At 69.3% G+C, this 20,230-nt stretch carries 16 protein-coding genes; 9 read left to right on the forward strand and 7 right to left on the reverse strand.

Translation table 11 applies throughout. From position 1 onward, the window contains the following. Nucleotides 1–43: 43 nt before the first annotated feature. Both FXF51_RS48210 and FXF51_RS48215 read left to right on the forward strand, forming a co-directional pair. Nucleotides 44–1,330, forward strand: coding sequence for an ABC transporter substrate-binding protein (locus FXF51_RS48210; protein ID WP_148441551.1), 1,287 nt, complete (start codon nt 44–46; stop codon nt 1,328–1,330). Nucleotides 1,331–1,552: 222 nt separating this feature from the next. Continuing rightward, nucleotides 1,553–2,866, forward strand: coding sequence for an ABC transporter substrate-binding protein (locus FXF51_RS48215; protein WP_148441552.1), 1,314 nt, complete (start codon nt 1,553–1,555; stop codon nt 2,864–2,866). Nucleotides 2,867–2,920: 54 nt separating this feature from the next. Here FXF51_RS48215 and FXF51_RS48220 read toward each other — a convergent pair whose 3' ends face one another. After that, the gene (locus FXF51_RS48220) at nt 2,921–3,622 is read right to left on the reverse strand and encodes a hypothetical protein (protein WP_187414985.1); all 702 of its coding nucleotides are present in this window, start codon (nt 3,620–3,622) and stop codon (nt 2,921–2,923) included. A 341-nt stretch (nt 3,623–3,963) separates the two neighbouring features. On the opposite strand from FXF51_RS48220, the gene FXF51_RS48225 reads away from it, so the two are divergent. After that, the gene (locus tag FXF51_RS48225; RefSeq protein WP_148441554.1) at nt 3,964–5,259 is read left to right on the forward strand and encodes an ABC transporter substrate-binding protein; all 1,296 of its coding nucleotides are present in this window, start codon (nt 3,964–3,966) and stop codon (nt 5,257–5,259) included. Nucleotides 5,260–5,331: 72 nt separating this feature from the next. On the opposite strand, the gene FXF51_RS48230 is transcribed toward FXF51_RS48225, so the two are convergent. The 6 genes from FXF51_RS48230 to FXF51_RS48255 form a co-directional block, all read right to left on the reverse strand. Next, nucleotides 5,332–5,733 carry a hypothetical protein gene (locus tag FXF51_RS48230; RefSeq protein ID WP_148441555.1) on the reverse strand — a complete coding sequence of 134 codons (402 nt, stop codon included), beginning with the start codon at nt 5,731–5,733 and terminating at the stop codon, nt 5,332–5,334. A 61-nt stretch (nt 5,734–5,794) separates the two neighbouring features. Beyond that, nucleotides 5,795–6,598: an ABC transporter ATP-binding protein gene (locus FXF51_RS48235; RefSeq protein ID WP_222871806.1), complete on the reverse strand. Its 804-nt coding sequence runs from the start codon at nt 6,596–6,598 to the stop codon at nt 5,795–5,797. Beyond that, complete coding sequence (locus FXF51_RS48240; RefSeq protein WP_262380335.1) at nt 6,595–7,608, reverse strand: ABC transporter ATP-binding protein; 1,014 nt, start codon at nt 7,606–7,608, stop codon at nt 6,595–6,597. The genes FXF51_RS48235 and FXF51_RS48240 overlap by 4 nt, the downstream gene beginning before the upstream one ends. Then, the gene (locus FXF51_RS48245; RefSeq protein ID WP_148441556.1) at nt 7,595–8,596 is read right to left on the reverse strand and encodes a branched-chain amino acid ABC transporter permease; all 1,002 of its coding nucleotides are present in this window, start codon (nt 8,594–8,596) and stop codon (nt 7,595–7,597) included. The genes FXF51_RS48240 and FXF51_RS48245 overlap by 14 nt, the downstream gene beginning before the upstream one ends. A gap of 16 nt (nt 8,597–8,612) precedes the next feature. Next, nucleotides 8,613–9,749, reverse strand: a complete 1,137-nt coding sequence (locus tag FXF51_RS48250) for a branched-chain amino acid ABC transporter permease (protein WP_262380336.1) — start codon at nt 9,747–9,749, stop codon at nt 8,613–8,615. A 593-nt stretch (nt 9,750–10,342) separates the two neighbouring features. Further along, nucleotides 10,343–10,756: a PaaI family thioesterase gene (locus tag FXF51_RS48255; RefSeq protein WP_411268433.1), complete on the reverse strand. Its 414-nt coding sequence runs from the start codon at nt 10,754–10,756 to the stop codon at nt 10,343–10,345. 62 nt (nt 10,757–10,818) lie between these two features. Here FXF51_RS48255 and polA point away from each other — a divergent pair, with 62 nt between their 5' ends. The 6 genes from polA (at nt 10,819) to FXF51_RS48285 (ending at nt 20,120) form a co-directional block, all read left to right on the forward strand. Then, a complete protein-coding gene (gene polA / locus FXF51_RS48260) occupies nt 10,819–13,509 on the forward strand; it encodes a DNA polymerase I (protein WP_148441557.1) in 2,691 nt (896 codons plus the stop codon). 34 nt (nt 13,510–13,543) lie between these two features. Next, nucleotides 13,544–14,725, forward strand: a complete 1,182-nt coding sequence (locus FXF51_RS48265; protein WP_187414986.1) for a polysaccharide deacetylase family protein — start codon at nt 13,544–13,546, stop codon at nt 14,723–14,725. Nucleotides 14,726–14,917: 192 nt separating this feature from the next. Beyond that, nucleotides 14,918–16,402 carry a 30S ribosomal protein S1 gene (rpsA, locus tag FXF51_RS48270; RefSeq protein ID WP_148441558.1) on the forward strand — a complete coding sequence of 495 codons (1,485 nt, stop codon included), beginning with the start codon at nt 14,918–14,920 and terminating at the stop codon, nt 16,400–16,402. Nucleotides 16,403–16,595: 193 nt separating this feature from the next. Next, complete coding sequence (locus FXF51_RS48275; RefSeq protein WP_148441559.1) at nt 16,596–17,771, forward strand: epoxide hydrolase family protein; 1,176 nt, start codon at nt 16,596–16,598, stop codon at nt 17,769–17,771. A gap of 74 nt (nt 17,772–17,845) precedes the next feature. Next, complete coding sequence (locus FXF51_RS48280; RefSeq protein WP_262380352.1) at nt 17,846–19,636, forward strand: alpha/beta hydrolase; 1,791 nt, start codon at nt 17,846–17,848, stop codon at nt 19,634–19,636. 13 nt (nt 19,637–19,649) lie between these two features. Then, the gene (locus FXF51_RS48285; protein WP_148441632.1) at nt 19,650–20,120 is read left to right on the forward strand and encodes a GNAT family N-acetyltransferase; all 471 of its coding nucleotides are present in this window, start codon (nt 19,650–19,652) and stop codon (nt 20,118–20,120) included. The last annotated feature ends 110 nt before the right edge of the window (nt 20,121–20,230 follow it).

Below are 20,230 nucleotides of genomic sequence, written 5' to 3' on the forward strand. Positions count from 1 at the left end.
GGGCGGACGGAAGGTCCGCTCCTCTCGATCGGAGACGCACTCCATGATCCGCATTCTTCGCGCGCCGCTCGCCGTCACCGCGGCGGCTCTGGCGCTGGCGGCGTGCTCGCCGGGCGGCACGACCGCCGGCACCGCCCCCTCGGGCTCCGCGCAGCCGCCGTCGGCGACGGCTCCGCAGGGCGACGGCACGCTGCGCGTCGGCACGGTGCTGCCGCAGACCGGGTCGCTCGCCTATCTCGGGCCACCCATGTTCGGGGGCGTCGATCTGGCGCTCAAGGAGATCAACGAGGCCGGCGGGGTGCTCGGCAAGCCGGTGCAGAAGTCCGACACGGACTCGGGCGACTCGACCACCAACATCGCCTCGCAGTCGGTGGACAAGCTGCTGGCGCAGAAGGCCGACGCCATCATCGGCGCGGCGTCCTCGTCGGTGTCCGAATCGGTCATCGACAAGATCACGCGCGCGGGCGTCGTGCAGTTCTCGCCCGCCAACACCTCCGACAAGTTCACCACGATCGAGGACAAGGGGCTGTACTTCCGTACGGCGCCGCCGGACAAGCTGCAGGGCCGCGTGCTGGGTGACCTGGTGGTCTCCGACGGCAACGACACCATCGGCATCCTGGCCATGCAGGACTCCTATGGCTCCGGCCTGGCCGACCAGGTGACCAAGACGGCCCAGGACGGCGGCGCGGAGGTCGTGGAGCGGGTGGACTACGACCCGAAGGCCGCCGACTTCTCCGCCGACGTCGCCAAGATCAAGGCCAAGAACCCCAAGGGCATCGTGCTCATCGGCTTCGAGGAGACCGCCAAGGTCGTGCAGGAGCTGGTCAAGCAGGGGCTGACCAGCGACAAGTACAAGTGGTACATGGTCGACGGCAACATGTCGAACACCAACTTCGTCAAGACGCCCAAGGGCACGATGGACGGGGTCAAGGGCACGGTGCCGGGGGCCGAGGCGCCCGAGGCGTTCCAGAAGCGGTTGCTGCAGGTCAACCCGAAGCTGACCGAGTACACCTACGCGGCGGAGTCGTACGACGCCGTGACGCTCGTGGCCCTGGCGGCGGAGGCCGCCAAGGCGGACACGGGCACGGCGATCGCGGGCAAGCTGGTGGACGTCAGCAAGGGCGGCACCAAGTGCACGGGCTTCAAGGAGTGCGCCGACCTGCTCAAGGCGGGATCGGACATCGACTACGACGGCGTCAGCGGGCCGGTGGACTTCAACGACGTGGGTGACCCGTCGGTCGCGACGATCGGGGTCTACCAGTACGGGCCGGACAACAAGTTCAACGCCGCCAAGGCGACCGAATATCGCCGGGGAGCCATCGACGGCTGACCATTCCCGCCCTGGCCCCGTTATTTAGGGCCAGGGCACCCCTCTTTTGGGATGTGTCCGTAACTCTGACGAAACAGACCATTACTCAGCGTATTTAAGACATTACGATCCAATATAAAAGTCGGGTAAGAACTCCCCCTCTTCGGGTCCGGCAGGCATGCTGAGCTCGGAAAACCCGGCGAAGGTGATCGTCTCTTCGCCGAGATTGGGGGAGTCTCTTCTATGAACCGCATTGCTCCGATGGGGCGCCTGCTGGCCGTGGCGGCCGCGGCGAGCCTGGCACTGACGGCCTGTGGCGGCGGTGGCGACACGGCCGGGGAGACCGCGGCGTCCACCGCGCCGTCCGCCGCGACGTCCACGGCGGCCTCCTCGGCGCCGGCGGCGAAGGGCGACGGCACGCTGACCCTCGGCACGGTGCTGCCGCAGACCGGTTCGCTGGCGTTCCTCGGCCCGCCCGAGTTCGCCGGTGTGGACCAGGCCGTCAAGGAGATCAACGAGGCGGGCGGCGTCCTCGGCAAGCCGGTCACCAAGGTGCACACCGACTCCGGCGACACCACCACGAACATCGCCTCGCAGTCGGTGGACAAGCTGCTCGGGCAGAAGGCCGACGCCATCATCGGCGCCGCGTCCTCGTCGGTGTCGGAGTCGATCATCGACAAGATCACCGGGGCGGGGGTCGTGCAGTTCTCGCCGGCCAACACCTCCGACAAGTTCACCACGATCGAGGACAACGGGCTCTACTTCCGTACGGCGCCGCCGGACAAGCTGCAGGGCCGCGTGCTGGGTGACCTGATCGCCGCGGACGGCAACGACACCGTCGGCATCCTGGCCATGCAGGACTCCTACGGCTCCGGCCTGGCCGACCAGATCACCAAGACGGCCGAGGCGGCCGGCGCGAGCGTCGTGGAGCGGGTCGACTACGACCCGAAGGCGGCCGAGTTCTCCGCCGACGTGGCCAAGATCAAGGCCAAGAACCCGAAGGCCGTGGTGCTGATCGGGTTCGAGGAGGGCGCCAAGGTCGTGGCCGAGCTGGTCAAGCAGGGCCTGACCGCCGACAAGGTGAAGTGGTACATGGTGGACGGCAACATGTCGAACACCAACTACCTGAAGATGCCCAAGGGCACGCTCACCGGGGTCAAGGGCACCATCCCGGGCGCCGAGGCTCCCGAGGAGTTCAGGGACAAGCTGCGCAAGCTCGACCCCAAGCTCGACGACTTCACCTACGCCGCCGAGTCGTACGACGCGGCGAACCTCATCGCGCTGGCCGCGGAGGCCGCCAAGGACGACAGCGGCGCGTCCATCGCGGGCAAGCTGGCCGAGGTGAGCGGCGGCGGCGAGAAGTGCAAGAGCTTCAAGGAGTGCGTCGACCTGCTCAAGGCCGGTAAGGACATCGACTACGACGGGATCAGCGGCCCCGTCGAGTTCGACGCCAACGGCGACCCGTCCGTGGCGACCATCGGGGTCTACCAGTACGGCGACGACAACAAGTACGCCAGCAAGGCCCTGGAGTACAGGACCGGCAAGATCGAGGGCTGACCGCCGCCCGCCCCTTCCCCTCGTGACGTGCCAGGGGGAGGGGCGGTCGCGTTCTCAGGAGGGCAGGCCGCAGGCGCGCTTGGCGTAGCCGAGGAGGCGGTCCTGGAGCGGCTTGGGCGGGGTGACGATCACCACGCGTTCCTCGCCGCCGTCCAGTGACGCCCGCACCGGGAACAGGAAGGCCTTCTTGGCCTCGGCGAAGGCGTGTCCGGAGCACGCGCCGGGGGTGAGCTGGATCGGCAGCTCCAGGCGCTGCGCCCCCGCGGCCAGCGTGCCCAGCGGCCTGCTGTCGGGGGTGACGATGTAGTGGGTGGTGCCGCCGACGTCGTTGACGGTCACCGCGCCCTGGCCGCGCCGCGTGAGCACCAGGCTGCCGCGCATCGCCGGCTCCGACTTGGGCCCCGTCTCCGTCCACGTGGGGCCGAACGCGATGTCCGCGGCCTGCTTGACGAGGAACGCCGAGCACTCGTCCCGCAGCAGCCTGGTCAGCAGCGGATCCGGGTGCGGCACCTGGAACACCACCTTGCGGGGCTGCTCCGAGCCGGTGCTCACGTGGGCCACGACGGTCGCGGGCCGCACCTCGGGCAGGCCCTGGGGGAGGCAGTTGGCGGCGCCGTACGGGACGGGCAGGTCCGTGCGTTCGGTCTTCCTGATGACGGCGTCGGTCCGCCGCGCCGGAAGCGTCGCGAAGGACGGCGTGACGAGCTGGACATCAGCAAAATAAACAGGTGTTTCACTAGTATTTCGGACAGCCACTTGAAGCGCGTGCACCGCTTCGTCCGAACGATATTGGGCCAGCGAAACGGACACACCGGGCGGCGGCCCCACCGGCGGGGGAGCGGGCGGTGGAGGGGAACCGCAGCCTGCGGCGAACGCGACCGCGAGCAGGAGAGGCGTTTTGCGCTTCACCCGTCGCACATTAAGCGTCCCCGCGCAGCTCTCGTAAGTTGAGGAGTGATTACGACTCCGCATCCAAGTGCCGACAGTTCTCCAGCGGATCTGGTTCGAGTGTGCAGCGATTTTGTACGTTTCCTGCATTCGATCGGGAACGCTCGGCGGTGCTGAGGATCCCGGCCTGGAATCGGAGGAGACACTTCATGATCCGCATTGCTCCCGTGGGACGGGCGCTGGCTGTCGTGGCTGCCACCAGCCTCGCCCTGACAGCCTGCGGTGGTGGCGGCGGTGACACCGCCACACAGGCTTCCCAGAGTGCCGCGCCGGCCTCGTCCGCCCCCGCGGCGAAGGGTGACGGCACCCTGACGCTCGGCACGCTGCTGCCCCAGACCGGTTCGCTGGCGTTCCTCGGCCCGCCCGAGTTCGCGGGCGTCGACCTCGCGCTCAAGGAGATCAACGAGGCCGGCGGCGTCCTCGGCAAGCCGGTGCAGAAGTTCGACACCGACTCGGGCGACACCACCACCAACATCGCCTCGCAGTCGGTGGACAAGCTGCTCGCGCAGAAGGCCGACGCCATCATCGGCGCGGCGTCCTCGTCGGTGTCGGAGTCGGTGATCGACAAGATCACGGGCGCCGGTGTGGTGCACTTCTCCCCGGCCAACACCTCCGACAAGTTCACCACGATCGAGGACAAGGGCCTCTACTTCCGTACGTCCCCTCCGGACAAGCTGCAGGGCCGCGTGCTGGGTGACCTGATCGTCGCCGACGGCAACGACACCGTCGGCATCATGGCCATGCAGGACTCCTACGGCACCGGCCTGGCCGACCAGGTCCAGAAGACGGTGACCGAGGGCGGCGCCGAGGTCGTCGAGCGCGTCGACTACGACCCCAAGGCCGCCGACTTCTCCGCCGACGTCGCCAAGCTGAAGGCCAAGAACCCCAAGGGCATCGTGCTGATCGGCTTCGAGGAGACCGCCAAGGTCGTCCAGGAGCTGGTCAAGCAGGGCCTGCCGGCCGACAAGCACAAGTGGTACATGGTGGACGGCAACACGTCGAACACCAACTACGTCAAGATGCCCAAGGGCACGCTGAACGGCGTCAAGGGCACCATCCCCGGCGCGGCGGCTCCGGAGGAGTTCCAGAAGAAGCTCACCGGGGTCGACCCCGACCTGGAGGACTTCAGCTACGCCCCCGAGTCCTACGACGCGGCGAACCTGATCGCGCTGGCGGCCGAGGCGGCCAAGAGCGACGCGGGCGTGGACATCGCGGCCAAGCTGGCGGAGGTCAGCAAGGGCGGCACGAAGTGCAAGAGCTTCAAGGAGTGCGTCGACCTGCTGAAGGCCGGCACGGACATCGACTACGACGGCGTCAGCGGTCCGGTCGAGTTCAACGAGGCCGGTGACCCGGCCGTCGCCACCATCGGCATCTACCAGTACGGCGACGACAACAAGTACGCCACCAAGGCGCTGGAGTACCGCACCGGCAACATCGCCGGCTGACGACCTCTCCGCGACATCAACAGACAGGGCCCGGTCACACCGACCGGGCCCTGTGCCTTGCACCGGGTACCGCTACTCGCATCCGGCCTCGATCCGATCCGCCGCGGCCCTGTACTGCCTCAGCAGCGCCACCTGCCGTTCCTTCGGCACGCCGTTACGGGACAGCCCCGCGGTCGTCTCCTTGACCGTCCTCACGTCCTCCTGCAGTGACCCTGGCAGCCCGGGGCCGAACTGCAGGGTGATGCCGTGCACCTCCGCCAGGCGGCCGATGAGGGCGTCCTCGAAGTTCTGCCGGTCCTCCTGGCCCTTGGGCTCCAGCATGAGGCCCGCGTAGCCGATGGCGGAGACCACGCGGTCGCAGGGGCTGTCGGTGGGGTCGCCGCCGGTGCTGAACTTCTGCGAGGAGGAGGCGCCCTCCTGGCAGCCGACGAGCAGCGCGGGCAGGATGAGCGCGATTGTCGCTGAACGTTTCACATCGCTCATTTAAAAACGGAGAAGGGGCCCCAGGGGAGCCCCTTCTCCGTTTTTCCGGTACTTACGCCTTGGCCAGCGTCCCGAGGTACAGCTCGATGACCTTGGGGTCGTTGGCGAGCTGCTTGCCGGTGCCGGTGTAGGCGTTGCGGCCCTGGTCGAGCACGTAGCCGCGGTGGCAGATCTGCAGGCAGCGCCGCGCGTTCTGCTCCACCATGATCACGGTCACGCCGGCCTTGTTGATCTGCTGGGCCTGGATGAAGACCAGGTCCTGCAGCTTGGGCGACAGGCCCGCCGAGGGCTCGTCGAGCAGCAGCACGGAGGGCTCGGTCATCAGGGCCCTGGCCATCGCCACCATCTGCCGCTCACCGCCCGACAGGGAGCCGGCGCGCTGCTTGCGCCGCTCCTTGAGCGCGGGGAACAGCTCGGCCACGAACTCGAAGCGCTCCTTGAACTTCCCCGGCACCTGGAAGGCGCCCATCTCGAGGTTCTCCTCGATGGTGAGGCTGGGGAAGACGTTGTTGGTCTGCGGCACGTAGCCGACGCCGCGGGAGACCAGCGAGTGCGCCTTCATGTTCGTGATGTTCTCACCCTTGAGCACGACCGTGCCGCTGCGGATGTTGACCAGGCCGAACATGGCCTTGAGCAGGGTCGACTTACCGGCGCCGTTGGGGCCGATGATGCCGATCAGCTCGCCGTCCTTCACGTACAGGTCGGAGCCGTTGAGGATGTTGACGCCCGGGAGGTAGCCCGCGATCAGCTCGTCGCAGCGCAGCACCGCGTCCTCGGCGCCCGCCAGGTGGGCGGTGCGGTCGGTGACGGCGGCCTTTGACTGGACGGACTGGACGGGCGCTTCATCGGCGCTCACTTCTGCCTCTCCTCTGCGGTCTCGGGTTCGGGGGCGGTGACGCCGGCGCTGTCGCCGGTGTCGTGGATCTCCGCCTCCAGGGCCGCCTCGGCCTCGTGGAGCTGAGCCTCCAGCTCGTCCTCCGACAGCGGCGCGTCGTGGTGGGCGCCCAGGTAGGCGTCGATCACGCGCTCGTCGGACATGATCGTCGAGGGCGGCCCCTCGGCGATCACGGCGCCCTGGGCCATGACGATCACCCAGTCGCTGATGTCGCGGACCATGTCCATGTCGTGCTCCACGAACAGCACGGTCATGCCCTGCTCGCGCAGGTCCTTCACGTGGCCGAGCAGCGACTGCGTCAGGGCCGGGTTCACGCCGGCCATCGGCTCGTCGAGCATGACCAGCTCGGGGTTGACCATGAGCGCGCGGGCCATCTCCAGCAGCTTGCGCTGGCCGCCCGAGAGCGAGCCGGCGAAGTCGTCGCGCTTGGCGTCGAGCTTGAAGCGCACCAGCAGGTCCTCGGCCCGCTCGGTGATCTCCTGCTCCTGCCCGCGCCAGATGCCGGGGAACAGGGCCCGCCAGAAGTTCTCGCCCTTCTGCTGCTGGGCGCCCAGGCGCATGTTCTCCATCACCGTCAGCCGCGACAGCGCCTTGGTGAGCTGGAACGTGCGCACCATGCCGGCCCGCGCCACCTTGTGCGCGGGCACGCCGTTCATGGTCCGCCCGTTGAACGTCCACGCGCCGGAGTCGGCCGTGTCGAAGCCGGTGAGCTGGTTGAAGAAGGTGGTCTTGCCCGCCCCGTTGGGGCCGATCAGCGCCGTGATCGAGCCGCGCTGCACCTCGACGTGGTTCACCTCGACGGCGGTCAGGCCGCCGAAGCGGCGCACCACGTTGTCCGCCACGAGGATCGGGTCGGGCTTGGGCACGCCGGGGTCGCGGGCCAGGTCCTTGAAGGCGGCCAGGGCGGCCGCCTTGCGCTCGTTGGCCCCGGGGGCCTGGCCGCCGGTCACAGTCGTCTTAGCGTCGCGCATCGATCGCTATCTCCCTCTTGTCCCCCAAAATGCCCTGCGGCCGATAGATGAGCAACAGGATCAGACCGAGGCCGACCAGGATCCAGCGCATGGCGCCCACCTGGTTGGTGTCCAGGAACGTGATGTACCCGGCGGCGACCGCCTCGGTCATCACGTTGTAGAACAGGACCAGCAGCACCCAGAAGATCATCGAGCCGAGCACGGGGCCGAGCACGCGCGCGGCGCCGCCCAGGATGAGCATCGTGTACATGTAGAACGTGGTCTCGGTGCCGAACACGTCAGGTTGCACCGAGGCGTAGCCGAGCCCGTAGATGAAGCCGCCGAAGCAGCCGATGACGCCGCCCAGGACGAGCGCCTGCATCTTGTACGAGAACACGCTCTTGCCGAGGCTGCGCACCGCGTCCTCGTCCTCGCGGATGGCCTTGAGCACGCGGCCCCAGGGGCTCTTCATCAGCAGGTAGACGATGAAGCTGAAGACGGCGATCAGCACCCAGCCCACGGTCAGCACCCACATCGTGCGGTGGCCGAACAGCAGCGGGACGGGCCCGAGGTTGAAACCGTACTCCCCATCGGGGTACGGGTTGAGCGCGTAGAAGCCGTCGGAGAAGCCGCGCTGGCCGTCGGAGCCGCCGAAGACGCTCTTGAACTGCACGGAGCGGAAGATGAGGCGGACGATCTCGGCCGCCGCGATGGTGACGATGGCCAGGTAGTCGGCGCGCAGCTTCAGCGTCGGTATGCCGAGCAGGATCGCCAGAATCACGGCGGCGATCAGGCCGACGAAGATGCCGACCCAGAACGGCAGGCCCATGACGGTGACCGTGACGGCCAGCCCGTAGCCGGCCACGCCCATGAACGCGGCCTGGCCGAAGTTGAGCAGGCCGGTGTAGCCGAAGTGCACGTTCAGGCCGATGGCGCCGATGGCGTACAGCACCGTCTCGACGCCGATGGCGGCCTTGATGGTGGTACTGAAGATCGTGATCCAGTCCATTCTGATCCTCCCCCGATCAGCCGATCCGCTCGCGGCGGCCGAGAATGCCCTGCGGCCGGACGAGGAGCACGATGATGAGCACCGCCAGCGCGCCGACGCTCTTGAGCTCCGGCGGCACCCACAGGGTCGAGACCTGGATGAACAGGCCGACCACGAGGGAGCCCACCAGGGCGCCGAACGCGGTGCCGAGCCCGCCGAGCGTGACGCCGGCGAAGATGAGCAGCAGGATGTCCTGGCCCATCGTGAACTTCAGGTTCTGCGACAGGCCGAGCATGATGCCGGCCAGCGCCGCGATGGCGCCGCCCACGGTCCAGATGATCCTGATGACCCGGTCGACGTTGATGCCGGACGAGGCCGCCAGCGCGGGGTTGTCGGCCACGGCGCGGGCCGCCTTGCCGGTGCGGGTGCGCAGCAGCGCGATGCCGACGATGATCAGGACCGCCAGCTCGATGCCCATGGCGACGAAGTTCTTGGGCGCGGCCGAGATCGGGCCGATCTGCACGCCGGGCTGGGCGGTGTACTGCGCGAACGCCTCGGTCTGGCCGCCGAAGAAGATCAGGTACACGTACCGGAGGAAGAGCGCCACACCGATCGAGATGATCATCATGGCGATCGTGCCGGTGCCGCGTTTGCGCAGTTGCCCCCAGAACAAGCGGTCCTGGAGGTAGCCGAGCATTCCGGCGACGATGACGGCGATCACGGCCGCCGGGATGAGATGCAGCCCGAACCCGATGTTGAACGCGTAGGCGAGGATCGCGCCGAGCGTGACCAGCTCGCCGTGGGCGAAGTTGGTCAGGCCGGTGGTGCCGTAGATGAGCGACAGGCCGAGCGCGGCGAGCGCGATGATCAGGCCGAGGTTCAGGCCCTCGAACGTGAGCTGCGCCGCCTGCGCCCAGAACGAGCTGGTGCCGCCGCCGTCCTGCTGCTGGTTCGCGGCCCCCTTGGGCTGCAGGGCGTACAGGACCGTGGAGCAGTTGCCCTCGTAGACGGTGGGCGTGCGCACATTGTTGCCGCCGCGCACCTCCGCGTTCTGCGGAAGGCTGCTGGCATCCAGCGTGACCTTGTACTTACCCGGTTCGTCGACCTGGACGTCCCACGTGCCTTCCGCGTTTGTCGTGACCGTCTCGACGGGTTGTCCGCCCTCTGTGGTCACAGCGATTTTGGCGCCGTTCACTGGCTGGCCTTGGAGTTTGAGTGTTCCCCTCAATCCCTGGCAGTCGGCGGGACCCGCGTGGGCGGGCCCGGCCAGCAGGAAGATGAGTCCACCCAGGAAGGCCGTGAACGCGATCACGGCTCTGCGCAATGGTGCTCCCTCAAAAGTAGGTCAAGGCGGGGTTGTGCCCCTCCATCTCGACACGCGCGCATCGCAGGCACAACTGGGATGCAATGGCGGGAGCTTATTCCGGCCACGCCCGGTTCAGTATCGTTCGTCACCAATTAGTGACAACTGCGTGTCACTGATGTGAGGAATCAACAAGCCTGGTCAGGGGCTAAATGAGGGGAGACGCCTGGCGCTTCGAGGAAACGAGTCGGTAACGATGAGGGTGAAACGTGGACGAGCCCGCGGGGCGACCTTTGGGGCCATGTAAGGACCCCTGGGCGATCGCGAGAGCACCCTCGCAGTCGTTCGGGGCCGAACACGTTTTCTACTGGGCCTCCCCGCGGGCTCTGTTGCGACCACGGTAGCGACCCCCGGGGGCCATGCGCAAAGGGTCGGCCAAAGTGACGGACGTGACCGAAGGGCGTTCAGCGGTCGCGCAGCATGCAGGTGAGCCGCGCCGTGCAGACGCGGCGGTCCTGCTCGTCGGTGATCACGATGTCGTACGTCGCCAGAGTGCGGCCGCCGTGCAACCGGGTCGCGACCCCTGTGACGTACCCAGAGGTGGCCGAGCGATGGTGCGTGGCGTTCAGCTCGATGCCCACGGCGATGCGGTCGGGCCCCGCGTGCACGGCGGCTCCCACGGAGCCCAGCGTCTCGGCGAGCACCGCCGACGCCCCGCCGTGCAGCAGCCCGTACGGCTGCGTGTTCCCCTCGACCGGCATCCGGCCCACCACCCGCTCTGGCGTGGCCTCCAGGAACTCGATGCCCATCCTGTCGGCGAGCGTGCCCTGGTGCAGGTCGCCGAAGATCGAGACGTCTATGGGGTCGGTCTGCGTCAAGGTGACGCCTCCACTCTTCCGAGCTCGGGTTTTCTGTCGGAGACGCAGACTAGGCTGCGTACGTGCCGAAGAGTGAAGTGACCCCCAGCCGCCCGTGCCTGCTGCTGCTTGACGGGCATTCCCTGGCCTATCGCGCGTTCTACGCGCTCAAGGACGCCAACCTGATGACCACCGACGGTCAGCACACCGAGGCGGTCTACGGGTTCACCTCGATGCTGACCAACATCCTGCGTGATGAGCAGCCCACGCACGTCGCGGTGGCCTTCGACCGCTCCGAGCCGACGTTCCGGCACGAGGAGTACGCGGAGTACAAGGCCAACAGGAGCGAGACCCCGGAAGACTTCCGCGGTCAGATGCAGCTCATCTTCGAGCTGCTCGACACGATGCGCATCCCGCGGCTGTCCAAGGCGGGCTTCGAGGCCGACGACCTCATCGCCACCCTGGCCACCCGCGCCGCCGCCGACGACATGAGCGTCCTGATCGTCACCGGCGACCGCGACGCGCTGCAACTGGTCAACGAGCACGTCACCGTCCTGATGACGCGGCGCGGCATCAGCGACATGACCAGGTTCACCCCCGAGGCGGTCGAGGAGAAGTACGGCCTGACCCCCGCCCAGTACCCGGACTTCGCCGCGCTGCGCGGCGACCCCAGCGACAACCTGCTGAGCATCCCCAGCGTGGGGGAGAAGACCGCCGCCAAGTGGGTGCGCGAGTTCGGCTCGCTGACCGCGCTGGTCGACCGGGTCGACGAGGTCAAGGGCAAGGTCGGCGACAAGCTGCGCGAGCACGTCGCCCAGGTGCTGATGAACCGCCGGCTCACCGAGCTGCTGCGCGACGTCCCCCTGGAGGTCGAGATCGGCGACCTCCAGCAGGGCACCTGGGAGCGCGAGGAGATCAACAAGCTGTTCGACACCCTGCAGATCCGCGGCGAGCTGCGCGAGCGGGTGTTCAAGGTGCTCGGCACCGGCGAGCAGGAGCCCGAGCAGGGCTTCGAGGTCGAGACCGTGCTGCTCGGCCCCGACCGGGTGGCCGGCTGGCTGTCGGCGCTGCCCGAGGGCCGCGCGGGGCTGGCCTTCAAGGGCGCCTACGGCAGCGGCACCGGCCGCATCGACGCCATCGCCGTGGCCTCGCCCGACGGCACCGCCGCGCACATCGACCCCGTCAAGCTCACCGAGAGCGACGAGGCGGCGCTGCGGGCCTGGCTGGGCGACGACACCAAGCCCAAGGCCGTGCACGACGCCAAGGGGCCCATCCTGGCCCTCTGGGCGCAGGGCATGGAGCTGCGCGGCCTGAGCTGCGACACCGCGCTGGCCGCCTACCTCGCCATGCCGGGGCAGCGCACGTTCGCCCTGGAGGACCTGGCCAGGCGCTACCTGCACCGCGACCTGCGGGCCGAGGAGGAGCCGAGCGGGCAGGCCGCGCTGTTCGGCGACGACGAGGACGCGCCCGCCAAGGACCTCGCGCTGCGCGCCCACGCCGTGCGCGAGCTGGCCGAGGCCCTGGAGGCGTTCCTGGCCGGGCGCGGCGGCACCCAGCTCCTGGCCGACGTGGAGCTGCCGCTGCTGTCGGTGCTGGCCGAGATGGAGCGCGCCGGCATCGCCGTCGACAGCGAGTACTTCGCCGGTCTGGAGGCGGAGTTCGGCGCCGCGGTCAAGCACGCCGTCGAGGAGGCCCACCGCGCGGTCGGCGAGCAGTTCAACCTGGGCTCGCCCAAGCAGCTCCAGGAGATCCTGTTCACCAAGCTCAGCCTGCCCAAGACCAAGAAGATCAAGACCGGCTACAGCACCGACGCCGACCAGCTCGCCTGGCTCGCCACCCAGACCGAGCACGAGCTGCCCACGATCATGCTGCGACACCGCGACCAGCAGAAGCTGCGCACCACGGTGGAGGGCCTGATCAAGGAGATCTCCGACGACGGGCGCATCCACACCACGTTCAACCAGATCATCGCCGCCACCGGCCGGCTGTCGTCGGAGAAGCCCAACCTGCAGAACATCCCGATCCGCACCGCCGAGGGCCGCCGCATCCGGCAGGGCTTCACGGTCGGCGAGGGCTACGAGACGCTGCTGACCGCCGACTACAGCCAGATCGAGCTGCGCATCATGGCGCACCTGTCGGGCGACGAGTCGCTGATCGAGGCGTTCGAGTCGGGGCACGACTTCCACCAGGCCACCGCGGCCAGGGTCTTCGACCTGCCGCCCGAGCAGATCGACGGCGAGCTGCGGGCCCGCATCAAGGCGATGAACTACGGCCTGGCCTACGGCCTGTCCGACTTCGGGCTCTCCACTCAGCTCAACATCGCGGTCTCGGAGGCGCGGGCGCTGAAGGAGGAGTACTTCCAGGAGTTCGGCGGCGTGCGCGACTTCCTCAACGCCATCGTCTCCCAGGCCCGCACCGACGGCTACACCGAGACGATCATGGGCCGCCGCCGCTACCTGCCCGACCTCACCAGCGACAACCGCCAGCGCCGCGAGATGGCCGAGCGGATGGCGCTCAACGCCCCCATCCAGGGCTCGGCCGCCGACATCATCAAGGTCGCCATGCTCCACACCCACCAGGCGCTGCGCGAGGAGGGGCTGGGCTCGCGGATGCTGCTGCAGGTCCACGACGAGCTGGTGTTCGAGGTGGCGCCGGGCGAGCTGGAGCAGCTCAAGCAGCTCGTGTGCGACCAGATGAACGCCGCCTACCACCTGCGGGTGCCGCTGGAGGTCTCCGTGGGCGTGGGCCGCACCTGGGAGGACGCGGGCCACTGAGCCGTCCCCGGGGGCCTGAAGAGCCGCTTGTGTCATGGATTCTCCATTAGCCTGGAAAGCCGGCTTCACCGAGCGGCTCGGGGGTTTCGTGCGGGCACCAGGGGCACTACCGCGCATCATCGGCGTCACGAACGTCGTGGTGATCACGGTGGCCGTCGTCGGCCTGAGCCTCTTACCGGGCGAGCCGCCGCCGCAGGCCGGGCCCAAGGGCGTCGCCAAGGTCCAGGGGAGCACCGCGCAGCCCGGCTCCCCGGGCCCGTCCGGCGCCCCGGAGCCGTCCACCAGCCCGGTGGGGCAGCCGCCGGGGGTGGTGGCCACGCCCGACTTCGCCAGGCAGGTGCGGGCCAACGAGGCGGGGCTGGTGCCGGTCCTGATGTACCACCGCATCCTGGCCGAACGGCACGCCTCGCTCGACCGCACGCCCGACCAGCTCAGGAAGGAGCTGGAGAAGCTCGCGGAGCGGGGCTACGTGCCGATCACCGCCAGGGAGTTCGCCGCCGGAGACATCCGGGTGCCGGCCGGGAAGTACCCCGTCGTGCTCACCTTCGACGACGGGCACCCCAGCCACTTCGGGCTCGACGCGAACGGCGCCCCGCTGCCCGGCACCGCCGTGGCCGTGATCCAGGAGGTGGCGAGCCGGCACCCCGGCTTCCGGCCCACGGCCACGTTCTGGATCAACAGGGAGCCGTTCGGGCTGCGTGACAGGGCCGCGCAGGAGGCCGCCGTGCGGTGGCTGGTCGATCACGGCTACGAGGTCGCCAACCACACCTGGGGCCATCCGAACCTGAGGATGCTCAAGCGCAAGAAGGTCAGCGAGCAGATCGTGCGAATCGAACGCCTGCTCAAGAAGCTCGGCGCGCCGCCGTCGCAGACCATGGCTTTGCCGTACGGGTCGATGCCCAGGAACAAGGGGGCCGCGCGGAGCGGATCATGGGACGGCACGCGGTATGATTTCGCGGGCGTGTTCCTCGCCGGGGCCGAGCCGTCGCTTTCGCCCTACGCGAAAAAGTTCGACCGCGGGGCGATCCAGCGCATCCAGAGCAACGGCAAGAAGGGCGAGTGCCGCAAATGGTGCTCGGAATACTGGCTCGGCTGGCTGGACAAGCACCCTGGTGAGCGCTATGTCAGCGATGGCGACCCGGAGCGGATCTCCCTGCCGGAGAGACTCCGAGGTAATATCGTGGCCAAGCGAGGGCTTGAGGTCATCGCCTACTGATGTCTCCCCGGATTGACCCAGTGGCGAAGGTCTCATATGCTGATCGCTGCGCTGTGGGCTCGCGCGCGCCTCAGACGGAGCGGGCTCGCGCTCGGTCACGTCGATGTCGTAATTCCTCGGCTTGATGCGGAAGAGGGCCTGCCGCGCATCCGCCACATCGACATCCTGTCCGCGTTCGGAGCAATTCCACACATGACGTCCAGCACTGAGGCCACCTCGAGCACCCCGCAGGTAGCGGTCAACGACATCGGGTCCGAGGAAGCCTTCCTCGCGGCGATCGACGAGACCATCAAGTACTTCAACGACGGCGACATCGTCGAGGGCACCGTCGTCAAGGTCGATCGAGACGAGGTTCTTCTCGATATCGGCTACAAGACCGAGGGTGTCATCCCCTCGCGTGAGCTTTCGATCAAGCACGATGTCGACCCAGCTGACGTCGTGGAGGTCGGGGAGCACGTCGAAGCCCTGGTTCTCCAGAAGGAGGACAAGGAAGGGCGCCTGATCCTGTCCAAGAAGCGGGCTCAGTACGAGCGCGCCTGGGGCACGATCGAGAAGATCAAGGACGAGGACGGCATCGTCACCGGCACCGTCATCGAGGTCGTCAAGGGTGGTCTCATCCTCGACATCGGCCTCCGTGGCTTCCTCCCGGCGTCCCTGGTCGAGATGCGCCGTGTCCGCGATCTGCAGCCGTACGTCGGCCGTGAGCTCGAGGCGAAGATCATCGAGCTCGACAAGAACCGCAACAACGTGGTTCTGTCGCGCCGCGCCTGGCTCGAGCAGACGCAGTCCGAGGTTCGCCAGACGTTCCTCAACACCCTCCAGAAGGGTCAGGTCCGCAAGGGCGTCGTCTCCTCGATCGTCAACTTCGGTGCGTTCGTGGACCTCGGCGGCGTCGACGGTTTGGTCCACGTGTCCGAGCTGTCCTGGAAGCACATCGACCACCCGTCCGAGGTGGTCGAGGTCGGCCAGGAGGTCACGGTCGAGGTCCTCGACGTCGACATGGAGCGCGAGCGCGTCTCCCTGTCGCTCAAGGCCACCCAGGAAGACCCGTGGCAGCAGTTCGCCCGCACCCACCAGATCGGCCAGGTCGTGCCGGGCCGCGTCACCAAGCTGGTGCCGTTCGGCGCGTTCGTCCGGGTCGAGGAGGGCATCGAGGGCCTGGTCCACATCTCCGAGCTGGCCGAGCGCCACGTGGAGATCCCGGAGCAGGTCGTCCAGGTCGGCGACGAGATCTTCGTGAAGATCATCGACATCGACCTCGACCGTCGCCGCATCAGCCTCTCGCTGAAGCAGGCCAACGAGGGTGTCGGCACCGAGGTCGAGTTCGACCCGACCCTCTACGGCATGGCGGCCACGTACGACGACCAGGGCAACTACATCTACCCCGAGGGCTTCGACTCGGAGACCGGTGAGTGGCTCGAGGGCTTCGACAAGCAGCGTGAGGAGTGGGAGCGGCAGTACGCCGAGGCCCAGACCCGCTTCGAGGCGCACAGGAAGCAGATCGAGGAGGCCCGCAAGGCCGAGGCGGAGGCCGGCGAGGCCGCTCCCTCGTCCTACCAGGGCGAGACCCCGGCTCAGTCGGGTAGCTCTTCCTCGTCGGCTCCGGCCAGTGGCGCGCTCGCCTCTGACGAGGCGCTCGCGGCTCTGCGCGAGAAGCTCGCGGGCGGCCAGAGCTGAAGTCCTCCTCGCTTTCGCTGAGGACTTCGGCCGCCTGAGGCACAGGTAGTCCGGAAGGCCCCGCACGGTTCGCCGTGCGGGGCCTTCCGTGTTTGCGGTGGTGCCGCGCGGTTGGCCGCGTGAGGCCTTCCGCGTTTGCGGTGGGTTCGAATGCGGAACGATCCTTGCCGCGTTGAGGTCTACCTTCGGGGTCATGGACGACATCAAGCCCTTCCAGATCGACATCCCGCAGGCCGACCTCGACGACCTCCGAGCCCGGCTGCGGCGCACCAGGTGGGCGGCACAACTGCCCGGCGGCTGGACCAGGGGCGTGCCGGTCCGGTACGTGCGTGAACTCGCCGAACACTGGGCCGGCGACTTCGACTGGCGCGCCCAGGAGGCCAGGCTCAACGCCTTCCCGCAGTACACCACCGTGATCGACGGCCAGCCCATCCACTTCCTGCACGTGCGCTCGCCCGAGCCGGACGCCCTGCCGCTGATCATGACGCACAGCTGGCCCAGCTCCGTGGCCGAGTACCTGGAGATGATCGGGCCGCTCACCGACCCGCGCGGCCACGGGCTCGACCCCGGCCTCGCCTTCCACGTCGTGGCGCCGTCGCTGCCCGGGTTCGCGTTCTCGCCGTTCCCCGAGCCCGCCGACGAGCGGCCGTGGAGCGTCGAGCGGGTGGCGCGCACCTGGGCCGAGCTGATGCGCCGGCTCGGGTACGAGCGTTACGGCGCGCACGGCAACGACGCAGGCGCGCTCGTCACGCCGCAACTGGCCGCGCTGGACAGCTCGCACGTGGTGGGCTCGCTCATCACCGCCGGGCTCGGCATCCCCACGGGGCAGCCCGGCGAGCTCGACGGGCTGGGGGAGAAGGAGCTCGCCGAGCTGGAGGAGATGTCCGCGTGGATGACCGGGGGCAGCGGGTACGGCCCCTACCTGGCGGCCAGGCCCCAGACGCTCGCCCACGGGTTCGCCGACTCGCCGGTGGCGCAGCTCGCGTACCTGGTGGAGAGGTTCAAGGAGTTCGACGGGTGGGGGTCGGGGGAGGAGCCCATCGGGCGGGACCTGGTGCTCACCAACGCCAGCCTGTACTGGTTCACGGCGACCGGCGGCTCCTCCTCCTGGACGTACTACGAGGGGGCGGCCGGGCTGCCGATCTCCCAGCGGGCCGTGCCCACCGGGGTGACGCACGGAGGGCCCGAGGTGATGCGGCGGGTCGCCGAGCGGGGGAACGATCTCGTGTACTGGGGGCGGGCGCAGAGTCCGAGTCACATGGTGGGGATGGCGGCGCCCGACACGCTGGTGACCGGCATACGCGAATTTTTCGGGATGCTTGGCTGTGGGGGCAAAGATTTTACCCAAGGGGCTTTGCCAAGGCTCTGACCTGCTGGGTTGGGCGCTGGGAGACTGAGCGGCGGCTGGTGGTCGCGACTCTCTTCAGGGGTGACGCAGTGGGCATGGTTCAGCGGGTGATCCAGGCGGCGGCCGTGCTGGCGGCGGCGCTCGCCGCCTCCGTCCCGGCCACCCCGGCGGGGCTCGCCGCTCCCAAAGTGGACGTCCCAGGTGAGCTCGACGCTCCAAGGACGGGCGTCTTGGGCGGGCTGGCCGCTCCGGAGGCGGGCGTCCCGGGCGGGCTGGCCGCTCCGGAGGCGGGCGTCCTCGGTGGGCCGGCCGCTCCGAGAGCGGGCGTCCCGGGTGGGCCGGCCGGTTCGGTTCCGGTCGTCCCGGTGTGGCGGGGGTGCGGGCACGGGCTGGAGTGCGCGAAGTTGTCCGTGCCCGTCGACTGGGCCAGGCCGCGCGGGCGGCGTACCGAGATCGACCTGGCCAGGATGCCCGCGCGGGACCCGTACGGCAGCCTCGGCCCCCTCGTCGTCAGCACCGGCTCCGGCCCCGTGATCCAGGGCGTGCGCGCACGGCCCGACGCCGTGAGCGAGCTGGCGCGCTGGTTCGACGTGGTGTTCGTCGAGACGCGCGGCATCGGCGATCACGGAAGCGCCGCCACCGTACGCTGCTCGGTGCCCCAGCCCGACCCCCGCCGCCTCCAGCTCACCCCTGGAGCGGCCACATGGCGCGCCTACGCCCGCGACAACGCCGCCTACGACCGGAGCTGCCGGATCGCCGCCGGGCCCGCCTACGCGGGCCTGACGTCCTGGCAGGTGGCCCACGACCTCGACGCCGTGCGCGCCGCCCTCGGGCAGCCGCGGCTGCGGTACTTCGGCAACGCCTACGGGTCCGTGTACGGGCAGGCGTACCTGGAGCTGTACCCACGGCGGGTGGAGCGGATGTACCTGGAAGGCGTGCCCGACCACGGCCAGACCAGCGTCGGGCGGCGGCTCATCGCGCACGCCAGGGCGGCCGAGCGGCAGCTCGCCGCCTTCCGGGCCTGGTGCGCGGGGCGGATGGGCTGCCCGCTCGGGGGTGACGACGCCGTGAAGGTGCTCGACGGGCTGCTCGAACGGGCGCCCCTGGCCGCCGGTCCCGGCCGCAGGGTGGACGGGCGGGAGGTCGTGGTGGCCGTGCTCGCCGGGCTCGTCCCGCAGCGCTGGCCCGAGCTGGCCGGGGCTCTCGCGGCGGCCGAGGCGGGCGACGCGAGCGGGCTGGCGGCCATGGCGGCGCCGGGGCAGCCTGTGGCGCCGGCGATGGTGACGCGGGCTTTGCACTGTCATGACTTCATGCCTGTCGTGCCCGGGTATCGGCGGTTCCTGGCGATGGAGTCGCGGTTGCGGACGATCGCGCCCCGGGTGGGGTGGTTGACGGGACGGCATGAGGTGGGGCGCTGTCTGGGCATCGGCGGGCGTCCTGGCTGGCCGCCCCGGACGGGGGCACTCGGCGTTGACGGCCTCGTCACGGCGGGGCGTGGCGGCGACGGTCCTTCCGCTGCGGCTCGACGCTGCGAAGGTGCTCCTGCTGCGGCGCGCGGCGGTGCGGCCTCGCCCGGGGCGGCGCGTGGAGGGGCCGACGCCGGTTGTCGTTCCGCCTCGCGGGCAGGGAAGGGTCCCGCGGTGCTGGTCGGGATCGGGCGGCTGGACACGGAGAGCCCCGCCTCCGGGGCCGCGCGGGTGGCCGGGCGGATCCCCGGCGCGGCGGTGCTCTGGCACGGCGACGGTCACGGCGCGTACCTGCAGCAGGGCGCCGCGAAGCTGCGCGCCACCTGCCTGCGCTCCCGCGTGCACGACTTCCTCGTCAACGGCACCCCGCCCCGGGCGCGCACCCGCTGCCCGGGGGAGCTGACGGTCCCCCTGAGATAAGCTGCCGAGGGTGGTGATCGAACGAGCGGAGCCCGCCGACGCGGGCGAGATCCTCACCCTGCAACGCGCGGCCTACCTCACCGAGGCCCAGCTCTACGGCGACCCGTACATCCCGCCTCTGGTCGAGTCGCTGGAGCAGGTCCGCAAGGTCATCGAAGGCGCGCTGGTCCTCAAGGCGCTCGACGGCACGCGGATCGTCGGCGCCGTACGCGGCCGGCTCTCCGGCACCGCCTGCCTGGTGGGCCGCCTGGTCGTCGCGCCCGACCGGCAGGGTCAGGGCCTGGGCACGGCGCTGCTGCGCGCCCTGCACGAACAGGTGCCGGAGGCGGAGGCGTTCGACCTGTTCACGGGCCACCTGTCGGAGGGGAACCTGCGGCTCTACCGCCGGCTGGGCTACCGGGAGACGAGCCGTGAGCGGATGGACGATCACCTGACGGTGGTGTACCTGCGCAGGACGCCAGATCGATCCCCTCCTCCGCGATGATCATGGCGCGGCCCAGGTCGTCGTCCACCCAGTTCCAGCCCCACCGCCACTCGGAGCCAGCCGGATGCTCGGCGTTCAGCCGGTCGAGCACGGCCTGCAGCCCGGCGGCG

The organism is Nonomuraea sp. PA05 (assembly GCF_008086045.1).
Taxonomy (GTDB): domain Bacteria; phylum Actinomycetota; class Actinomycetes; order Streptosporangiales; family Streptosporangiaceae; genus Nonomuraea; species Nonomuraea monospora.